Consider the following 10,447-nt stretch of genomic DNA (forward strand, 5'->3'; position numbering starts at 1 on the left):
ACTCCGCCAGCCACCTGATACGGAATTTTCCAGCGTGATAGCGCTGTTTCGAGCGAACGGGAGAGTGAGTTCACGCGATAGAAGATGGCGAAGTCAGACCAGTTCTGTTTTCCCGATGTCACGAGGGAATGAATCTCGGCACTGATCGACGCCGCTTCGTCCTGACCGTCCAGGTATTGACGCAGTTGCACCGGTTCGCCGCTGGGTCGAGTGGGGATCAGGCACTTGGCTTTGCGGCGGGTGTTGTGCTGAATCAGTTGATCGGCCGTCGCGAGAATTTCCGGTGTGCTGCGGAAGTTCTCTTCCAGATTCACCAGAGCGACGTTCGGAAAGTCTTTTTCGAACCGAAGGATATTTTCAATCTGAGCCCCGCGCCAGCCGTAGACGGACTGATCCGGATCCCCTGTCACACAGAGGTTTGGCTCGATCTGCGAGAGCGCAGCGACAATCTGGTATTGTGCGCGATTGGTGTCCTGATACTCATCGACAAGGATAAAGCGGTAGCGTTCATCCAGTGACCGCCGCAGTTCCTCATTTTCGACCAGCATGCGCGACACGTGCAGCAGCAGATCATCAAAGTCGACGGCGTTAGCCTGTAACAGTCGCTGCTGATACGCGGGATAAACTCGAGAGACGACGGCGTCAATGTGGGTGCCGACCATGCCGGCGTGACGCGCTGCGAAGTCATCGGCCGAAATCAGGTCGTTTTTCGCCTTACTGATGCGTCCCAGTAACTTCGAGGGGGGGAAATGGGCCGCATCGAAGTCGAGATCACTGAGAACCTCTTTCAGCAGTGATAACTGATCGCTGACATCGTAGATCGAATAGTTCGATCGCAATCCAACGACGGCAGCATGTTCCCGCAGGAGTCGAGCGCAAAAGCGGTGAAACGTACTGACCCAGACGAACGAGCGCGGCAGCAGTGCCTGCACCCGTTCACTCATCACGCGGGCGGCCTTATTCGTGAACGTGATCGCGAGAATTTCGCTGGGGTGAACTCCCCGTTCGATCAAGCGGGCGATGCGTCGGGTGATCACACGTGTCTTGCCCGAACCGGGCCCGGCGACAACCAGCAGCGGTCCCTCGAAGTGCTCGACTGCCTGGCGTTGAGATACGGTTAAATCGTCTGCAGAACTCACGCTTCAGACACTCCCTTGCGAAACGAATCGGGTGATGCCGAACGGACTGCAAACCGGCATCGGACTGCGGCCCGCTCTTCTTCAAGGCAGCATCTCCCATCGCAGACGCCGGCCAGGGAGTAATGCGACCCGAGCGACCAGGTCAGCTGCCCCCCGTCTCTCGTCGAAACAGAACGGACTGAGCAGGGCAACCAGATCGGTCTGAAAATTATAGCACGTCGCGATCACCGCAACGAACATGCGTCGCCCTGTGAGAGCAACGCATGTTCATTCACGATTACTTCGCCCAGTCCTGGATTGATTTCACTTCTGGTGCGGGACGCGTTCGGAGCGCTTCCAGCGCCTGGACCACCGCCGTGCAACCCGGCAGTGTGGTGACGCAGGGGATCCCATTGACGACGGAGGCGGCACGAATTCGTCCTTCGTCGGTGCGGGCTCCCTTTCCGCTGGGGGTGTTGAAGATCAGGCAGATCTGCTTGTTGGCCATGTGGTCGAGCAGGTTAGGACGGCCTTCCTGAAGCTTCTTGACAGTCTCGACTTCCAGACCATATTCGCGGAAGACCCGAGCGGTTCCACTGGTGCACATGATTTTGAAACCGAGTTCCTGCAGGCGGCGAACCTGAGGAATAATCGCGTGCTTGTGACGTCCCGCAAGACTGATGAAGACCGTTCCTGACTGAGGGAGTCGATTTCCGGCGGCGATCTGACTTTTCGCGAAAGCGATCGGGAAGGTATCGGCGATCCCCATCACTTCTCCCGTTGACTTCATTTCCGGGCCGAGAATGATGTCGACACCCAGGAAGCGATTGAACGGGAAGACGCTTTCTTTGACCGCGGTATGCTTGGGAACAACTTCGGTGGTGATCCCCTGCTCTGCCAGCGAGACACCTGCCATGATCTTGGCCGCGATGCGGGCCAGAGAAACATTCGTCGCTTTAGAGACGAATGGCGAGGTACGGCTGGCTCGAGGATTGACTTCGAGGATATAGACCAGGAATTCAGGAGAATTCTCGTCACCCGACCGTTTGACGGCGAATTGGATATTCATGAGGCCGCGCACTTCAAGGGCTTTCGCCAGTGCGTAGGTCGCCTGCTTGATCTCTTCAATGACCGATTCAGACAGCGAGTACGGCGGCAGAACGCTGGCCGAATCCCCGGAATGAACACCCGCTTCTTCGATGTGCTCCATTACACCGCCGACGAGTGTGGTGGTTCCGTCAGAGATGGCGTCGACATCGACTTCGACGGCATCTTCGAGGAAGAGGTCGATCAGCACAGGACGGTCCGGGGCGACATTCACCGCCTCGTTCATGTATTTCGTGACCGATTCTTCGTCGTAACAGATTTCCATCGCGCGGCCTCCCAGCACGAAGCTGGGGCGGATCAGGACAGGATAACCGATCTCGTTCGCGATAATTCGTGCCCCCGCTGCGTCGAACGCGGTGCCGTTGGGGGGCTGACGAAGTCCGATCTTCTGCAGGATTCCCTGAAACCGCTTGCGGTCTTCTGCGGCGTCGATCATGTCGGGACTGGTTCCGATGATCTTGACGCCTGCGGCCTCGAGTCCACGAGCGAGGTTCAGCGGTGTCTGACCGCCGAACTGAACGATGACCCCATCAGGCTGCATCCGGTCACAGATATTGAGGACGTCTTCTGTGGTCAGCGGTTCGAAGAAGAGCAGATCCGACGTGTCGTAGTCGGTCGACACGGTTTCCGGATTCGAATTCACCATGATGCTCTCGATGCCCAGTTCGCGCAGTGCAAACGAGGCCTGACAGCAGCAGTAGTCGAATTCGATCCCCTGCCCGATCCGGTTTGGACCACCGCCGAGGATGATGATTCGCTTCTTGTCACCCTTCGCAGGGGTTTCGTCTTCGGTTTCGTACGTTGAGTAGTAGTAAGGGGTGTAAGCTTCAAACTCAGCGGCACAGGTGTCCACTTGCTTGAAGGTTGCAATGATCCCCATTTCTTTTCGGGCCGCTCTGACGTCGGCCTCGGTGGAATCCCACCAGAACGCGAGTTGCTGATCAGAGAAGCCGTGCCGTTTCGCTCGTCGCATCAACTCTTTCGAGACGTTCTCGAGCGATTCAACCTGACGGATCTCATTTTCAACCTGAGTGAGGTTGTAGATCTGATCGAGGAACCAGGGATCGATATAGGTCAGCTCATGAACCTGCTCAACGGTCATACCTGCCTTGAAGGCGTAGCGGATGTAGAACATGCGATGCTCGTTGGGCTTAGCGAGCATGCTCTCGATCACATCCATTGTCGGCTGCTTGGGTGTCCCCCACAGGTCCTTCTTCCCGCCACCCAGACCAAACTGGCCGATTTCGAGTCCCCGCAGCGCCTTCTGCAGCGACTCTTGAAACGTGCGACCGATGGCCATGGTTTCGCCGACGGATTTCATCTGAACGCTTAGTTCAGCATTGGCGTCGGGGAATTTTTCGAAGGTCCAGCGAGGAATCTTTGTGACGACGTAGTCGATGGTCGGTTCGAAACAGGCGAGTGTTTCGCGGGTGATATCGTTTTGAATCTCGTCCAGCCGATATCCGACGGCCAGCTTGGCTGCAATCTTGGCGATGGGGAACCCGGTCGCTTTCGATGCCAGGGCACTCGACCGACTGACACGGGGATTCATTTCGATGACGACCATCCGGCCTGTTTGGGGATTGATCGCGAACTGGACGTTCGAACCGCCGGTCGTGACGCCGATCTCACGCATGACGGCGATCGTGGCATCGCGCATCCGCTGATACTCTTTGTCGGTGAGTGTCTGAGCGGGGGCGACCGTGATGGAGTCGCCCGTATGTACGCCCATGGGGTCGAAGTTTTCGATTGCACAGATAATCACGACGTTGTCGGCGTGATCGCGCATCACCTCCATCTCGTACTCTTTCCAGCCAATGATGCTCTCGTCGAGCAAGACTTCATTGATGGGAGAGAGTTCCAGCCCTTTGCGGACTTTCTCTTCAAATTCATCTCGGTTGTAGGCGATACCGCCGCCGACCCCACCCAGTGTGAAGCTGGCCCGGATGATCATGGGCAGGCCAATGTCCTCCAGGGCTTGACGCGCTTCTTCCATATTGTGGACGATGCGGCTGTGACAGACATCCAGCCCGATTTTCAGCATCGCCTGTTTGAAGGTATCGCGTTCTTCCGCCTTCTTGATGACGTCGACACGAGCCCCGAGCATTTCGACGCCGAATTTTTCGAGCACGCCATGACGGACGAGGTCCATCGCGGTATTCAGCCCTGTTTGTCCACCAAGTGTGGGCAGCAGCGCATCAGGACGCTCGGTCTCGATAATTTTGGCGACATATTCCCAGGTGATCGGTTCGATATACGTGCGATCCGCCATCTCCGGGTCGGTCATGATGGTCGCAGGGTTCGAATTGACCAGAACGACGGTGTAGCCCTCTTCGCGGAGGGCCTTGCAGGCTTGAGTCCCGGAGTAATCAAACTCGCAAGCTTGTCCAATGACAATTGGACCAGAACCGATAATCAGAATTTTGCGAATGTCGTCGCGACGAGGCACGGCGGCGGACCTTGATGGGAGCGTGAGGCGAGGTAGGCGGGGCGACTCAGTCCTTGACCACTCCACTCCAAGGCTGAATCGCGCGAAACCACCCGAGACTAACAAACGATCCGAGAGATTCAAGGAACGCGGGAAGAGTTGGTCCAACAAATTTCAATTTTTGGGTCATGACGTGGTTTCCACCCGTCTAATGAGAAAGATTCACCGCCAGCCGGTAGACTCTAGAGGTGAACGTCAACCACTGCTGTCAGTTTCTTACGGAACCTTTATGATTGTCGAAGGAATCGTGACCACGCTCAGCGAATCGGGCGAAGTCAACGTCGCACCCATGGGGCCGCTGGTCGACGAGCAGCTGGAATCATTCGTTTTCAGGCCGTTTCAGACCTCAACAACGTATCAGAATCTGAAAGCACGTCCCTGTGGTGTCTTTCACATTGTCGATGACGTGCTGTTAATCGCCGAAGCGGCATTGAATCGAATGCAGGGGACTCCAACGACCTTTGCCGCGCACCAGATTCCTGGTCGCGTGCTTGCCGATTGCTGTCGCTGGTACGAATTTGAAGTGGTTGATTTCGATGACAAATCGGAACGGACGTCTTTTTCGGTCCGCGTCGTTTACCAGGGGCGACTGCGCGACATGTTCGGTTTCAATCGCGCTAAACACGCGGTCCTGGAGGCCACGATCCTGGCCACACGGCTGCATCTGATTCCCGAAGCGGATGTCCGCAGCCAACTGGCCGCGTTGCAAAGTCCCGTGCAAAAAACGGCAGGCCCCCGTGAGCAGTCCGCATTTGAACTGGTCCAGCAGTACGTCGACGAGTGGTATTCCAAGCCATAAGAATTCCTAGCCTCACCCCGGCGTGCTGCGGTCCGTGTCTCGCGTTGTGAAACGGTGATTTTCCACGGACGCGTACACCCAGACACACGCACACACACGGTAGGCCGGACTGCGGAGACAGCTCTCGTAAAAGGGAGAGATTTCCTGGCACCCGCGGCGACGCAGGGGTTAGCCCGCCACTCTGTCGTATCGCTAACCTGTCGAGACGAGGCCCGCTCTCACGACGGCCGGTCTTGCTGTCAGCGCGACCTAGTCCAGGCCGAGCTTGGCACGGCCGACATCGGTCAGGCGATTTGAACTCCAGCCCGGGTCCCAGGTCTGCTCGACGACGACCTGCCGAACGCCGGGGACTTTCATCAACCGCTCACGCACGGGAAGTGAGAATGTTGGATGTACCGAGATAGAGCCATCGATGAAGTAGCCCAGCATCGGTCGGCCGCGATGCGGCATGGCCATGATGACAGTGACCACATCACCCCGAAGTCGCACGTCGTAAACAAGTCCCAGATCGACAACATTGATGTCGGCTTTATACAGCTGAGCGTCCTTGCAGTCGCGCAGGGCGTCCCAGATTCGTTGTTTCATGACGGTTCCCTCATTCCCTTCCCCGGGGCGAGCCAGTCGATTGAAGGGATTGGCCACGTCGCTGTCGGCCTCAGGCTGGGATTTCCAATTGACTGGCGAGTTCACTGCTGCGGGGACCAGCGGGGCGAGCAGGGAGCGACGGAGTTGCTCGATCGTGGCGGCTCCTTCCGGTTCTGAGAACGGGATCGAGACGTAGGCGTTTTTCTGTTTGAGGACCGCCCCGGCGGGGACCACTTTCACCGGCAGCGGGTAGCGGCTCCAGACTGGTCCGTGCCAGCGATAGAACATTTGAGGGGTTCCCGTGTGCTTCAGTTCCGGCAACCCCTCCGCATGATGCTCCAAGAAGAGAGCGACGAACGAATCTTTACTTTCTTTGTGGTAAAAGCCAACTCCCCACAAGTCCTCGTGCTGATCCGCGGGAACACTCCCCGTGAGCAGCTTGCCGTTACGTCCCATCCACAGGGTGTCAGTGAATGACTGGCCCGAAAAGACCCACTCATCGTCCCGCAGTGCCTCTACTTCGAACGTCTGTACGGCTTTCATTGATCCCCGTTTCTCGAACCAGGGCAGGCCGGCATAGAACCGATACTCAACGTGGATATTCAGGCGACTGGGGGAATAGATCGGGTGAACAGGTGAGTGCGGAAATCCCCAGCGGCGGATGATGGTGCACAGCGGGCCCCGAATCACTTCGTAGTCAGGACAGGATTCCCAGAGCGAGATCCGGAGCTTCTGGAAAAAGCCTTTGTCGACATAGTCATGAGCCCAGTCGATGCCCGGCGGCTCACCGTGTCCCTGACCTCCCGAAAAAAGTTCCAGGCCATGTTCGCGTCGCAGTGTTAACCTTTCAAGTTGCCCCGTCTGGCGTGAGAGTGACGCTTTGTAAAACGAGTTGGAAATATCCAACCCATAACCTTCGCCTTCGACGGACATCTCCGACGGGTACCCGGGTAACTCGGCATTGGGGTTCCCGTACAGGACAAGGAATCGCTGCGTTTCCCGGGGTTTACTGTCCATCAGCCAGAGAATGCGACAGCTTCGAATGTCGCCTCGACGCAGTTCACTGTGGACCTGGCATGGGACCTCGACCAGTTGGTCACCGTCAATGCGGGCAAGTCGGATTTCACGCGCGAGTGATGTCACCTGGTCCTGGGGAAAGCTCAAGGCAATCTCAATCGGTTCGCCCGTACGGGGCTCATGAGCCCGCTCTTCGACGGAAATCTGTTTGTAGTACTTCCAGCCCTGAGCCCACTTGGCTGCCGCGTTCCCCAGCGATTCGACCAGGTGAAACTGTCCTGCTTCGACCAGTGAATCAGGGGCCGGTTCGGTCTCGATCTGTGTCTGAAGGACGGTGTCCCGGAGTGAATGCGTCAGTGATCGAGCCAGGTCAAAGTCCTTGCGAGCCCACGCCTCTTCCAGCAGCTTCAACTTGGTTTCGAACGAGTCTGTCCGGTCTGCCGCGCGCAGTGGCGCGGAACCAGGGGACGCTGTCTGGCCCCAGACCAGCACCCGTTCTGAAGACTCGCAAAAGGTGACTGCGCCGATCAGCATCAGGCAGTGAATCGCGCGGGAGCGTCCAAACATCATCAGGGAAGTCTCGGTTGAGGAATCAAAGTTCGTTGATGCGGGAAGAATACAGCCATCGGTCGCGACATCCCAGCCTGAACGAGCGGTTGTTCGCGATCCCGAAGGGAGATCGAATTCGAATCTCCCTGCAGGAGCAAACACGTTCCTTCTGTTCAGCGTTGCGAAGGACACAATTTCGTACTCCAGACACTCGTTCCGGTAACGTCGTCATTCGCTCTGCTGACGACGATCTGGTTCGTGCTGAAATTGTCGGTCGCCGTTTTTTACGACGTGCGCGATCGAGGGAATATCAGCTCGATTCCGCTTCGTTGAATCGTCTGGTTCTGTCCCACGGCAGCTTCTCATAAAGGAGCTTGTCTTCCGGGCCGCCGTTGTCACGGGGAGCTTGATTAGTGCGTGGTATCAGGGCAATGGCGAATCGCCTGCACAGAGCAGATCGCCGCCGTGAAGATCGTCGTCGTAAGTTGATCGTACTCTCCCAAAGGCCGAGCGACCCTGTAAAATAATCGTTGCAATTCGGCCTGCTCTGGCATGAAACTTCCTGTCATCGTCCCGCATCTCGCAACGTGTTCTGACCTCCTGATGGAATCGAGGTACTGCAATGTCCGAAAACAACCAGCAGATCCTGCTTGTCTCGCGCCCGCATGGTGAGCCTGTTCCCGAGAACTTCAAACTGGTGGAGAGCGACATTCCCGAGCCTGGTGCGGGCAAAATGCTGTTACGTGCAATCTACCTTTCACTCGATCCGTATATGCGCGGACGGATGAGTGAGGGGAAGTCGTACGCGGCACCCGTCCAGATTGGCGATGTCATGGAAGGAAGTGCGGTGACGCAGGTCGTTGCGTCAAACCTGCCCGACTACAAACCCGGGGACTTTGTCTTCAATCCCGGACAGGGCTGGCAGGAATACGCACTTTCGGGGGGAGAAAATGTTCGCCGGATCGATCCAGCCGCCGGTCCTCTTTCCTACGCGCTGAGCGTGCTGGGGATGCCCGGGTTCACGGCGTATGCAGGGCTGCACAACATTGGAAAACCCAAGTCGGGCGAAACACTGGTCGTCGCGGCAGCATCGGGCGCGGTCGGGTCGCTGGTCGGCCAGATTGCCGGGATACGGGGTTGTCGCGTTGTCGGTATCGCCGGTGGAAAAAAGAAATGCCGATTCGTGCGCGAGGAACTCGGATTCGATGAATGCCTGAACCATCATGAGGGGGATTTGGCCGAGCGTCTGGAGGCCGCCTGCCCCAAGGGGATCGACATCTATTTCGAGAATGTCGGTGGTCACGTCTTCAATGCCGTCTTCCCGCTACTCAATGACTTTGCCCGTATCCCGGTTTGCGGGCTGATCGCTCACTACAACGCGACCGGTTTGCCCCCCGGTCCTGATCGCCTGCCACTGCTGATGCAGCAGATTCTCGTCCAGCGCCTCACCTTTCAGGGCTTTATCGTCTGGGACTTCGCTTCGCAGTTCCCCCAGTTCCATAGCGACATGAGCCAGTGGATCAAGCAGGGGAAGATCAAGTTCAAGGAAGATATCACTCAGGGACTTAAGAACGCGCCCGGGGAGCTGATCGGTCTTCTGAAAGGGGCTAACTTCGGGAAGAAAGTCATTCAGGTGAGCGATGATCCAATGCCTTCAAATCACTCGAAGTCATGAACGATTGGCGAATTAGCAGCGATACAGGGTGCAGCGGCATGTCCAGCCCATGCTGAATATGCCGCTGCACCCTGTCCAAGAGGCTATGCAGACTAAGAGCAGTTCGGTTAGACACGCTCAGCGGTGTCGATTATGTAGCTGCAGGGGACGTTTTTTTCCGCAGGGAAGTGACGAGAACGCTCACGACTCCCAGTCCTGCCAATGCGAATGTCGATGGCTCGGGAACGGCTGTTCCGGAAGGGGATAACGTTGTTCCACCCAGGCTGTTTCCGGTGAAATATAAGCCTATAAAAGCTGTCAGTTCCAGTTCGGTTCCCACCGGAACGGGTGACGGGTTATGAAGTGCCAAGTAATTGAATGCCTCAAACGCTTCGCCCACCTGAGTAAACGATTTATCGACCTGGTAGGTGTTACCGTTGTGCCAGTCCACGGATAAGACAAATCGGCCGACGTCGACAGCATCTTCATTGTTGCTCCTCACGCCGAAGTGGGCAAAATCGATTACTGGCGGTCCCCAGGGAGCTCCTTCATTCCTCCAGAGGCCGTGCAGATTGATCTCAAGTGACGAGGTTCCGAGGAATGCATCTGGAGGATCGACACGGGTGACTCCTGTGCCGTTGCCGATAAAAAATCCGATGAGGCTGGGGTAGGTTACGGTATTAACAAAACCATAGCCGTAAGTGGTTCCTCCCCCTTTCGTAAGACTTTCGTTGAGGGTGATGCCCCCCACTCCACTCCCATTAACCGTGAACTCGTCGCCGATCACGGCGGAATCCGGGTCGAACGAAATTGTCACGTCAGACGAAAGGTAGATGGGACTCGCGCGTAACGAACTTTGAACAGGTACGAAACATGCGATCGCTGCGAACAGGCTACATCGAATGAGTTGCTTGGCCCAAAGCTTCATGAATTTGCCTTTCAAAGTAAAAACCGATCGGGGCGTAACACGATTCGAGAATCACCATACGAATTCCTAAAATCCAGCTCAACAACTATCTTGATATTCTACAATTTCGTCGTAACTGTTAAGCGCACCGGCCCCGGTTCCCGCATGATGGGGACGATTCAGATCGTGACTTGCTTGGTTCCCGAGGGATGTGGGTGGTTCA

General features: G+C 56.6%; 6 protein-coding genes. 2 read left to right on the plus strand and 4 right to left on the minus strand.

What is annotated here, in order from left to right; genetic code table 11:
• Together VGE80_RS24765 and carB are read right to left on the minus strand one after the other, a co-directional pair.
• Positions 1-1,139, minus strand: a 1,139-nt coding sequence (locus tag VGE80_RS24765; RefSeq protein WP_440594515.1) for an ATP-dependent helicase, incomplete at its 3' end; no start/stop codon positions are given.
• Between the two features lie 277 nt (positions 1,140-1,416).
• Complete coding sequence (gene carB / locus VGE80_RS24770; RefSeq protein WP_440594516.1) at positions 1,417-4,674, minus strand: carbamoyl-phosphate synthase large subunit; 3,258 nt, start codon at positions 4,672-4,674, stop codon at positions 1,417-1,419.
• Between the two features lie 268 nt (positions 4,675-4,942).
• On the opposite strand from carB, the gene VGE80_RS24775 reads away from it, so the two are divergent.
• Positions 4,943-5,512: a DUF447 domain-containing protein gene (locus VGE80_RS24775; RefSeq protein WP_440594517.1), complete on the plus strand. Its 570-nt coding sequence runs from the start codon at positions 4,943-4,945 to the stop codon at positions 5,510-5,512.
• A gap of 249 nt (positions 5,513-5,761) precedes the next feature.
• Here the strand turns inward: VGE80_RS24775 and VGE80_RS24780 are convergent, their stop codons facing one another.
• Positions 5,762-7,825, minus strand: coding sequence for a metal-sulfur cluster assembly factor (locus VGE80_RS24780; RefSeq protein WP_440594518.1), 2,064 nt, complete (start codon positions 7,823-7,825; stop codon positions 5,762-5,764).
• Positions 7,826-8,285: 460 nt separating this feature from the next.
• On the opposite strand from VGE80_RS24780, the gene VGE80_RS24785 reads away from it, so the two are divergent.
• Entirely contained in the window at positions 8,286-9,338 is a 1,053-nt protein-coding gene (locus VGE80_RS24785; RefSeq protein WP_440594519.1) for an NADP-dependent oxidoreductase, read from the plus strand.
• A 130-nt stretch (positions 9,339-9,468) separates the two neighbouring features.
• Here the strand turns inward: VGE80_RS24785 and VGE80_RS24790 are convergent, their stop codons facing one another.
• Entirely contained in the window at positions 9,469-10,245 is a 777-nt protein-coding gene (locus VGE80_RS24790) for a PEP-CTERM sorting domain-containing protein (protein WP_373652331.1), read from the minus strand.
• Between the last annotated feature and the right edge of the window lie 202 nt (positions 10,246-10,447).

The organism is Schlesneria sp. (assembly GCF_036405755.1).
Classification (GTDB): domain Bacteria; phylum Planctomycetota; class Planctomycetia; order Planctomycetales; family Planctomycetaceae; genus Schlesneria; species Schlesneria sphaerica.

Bases quoted from the DNA above. Each gene is read 5' to 3' on its own strand.
- VGE80_RS24775 (WP_440594517.1), top strand. From the start codon at position 4,943: ATGATTGTCGAAGGAATCGTGACCACGCTCAGCGAATCGGGCGAAGTC.
- VGE80_RS24785 (WP_440594519.1), top strand. From the start codon at position 8,286: ATGTCCGAAAACAACCAGCAGATCCTGCTTGTCTCGCGCCCGCATGGT.
- VGE80_RS24790 (WP_373652331.1), bottom strand. From the start codon at position 10,245: ATGAAGCTTTGGGCCAAGCAACTCATTCGATGTAGCCTGTTCGCAGCG.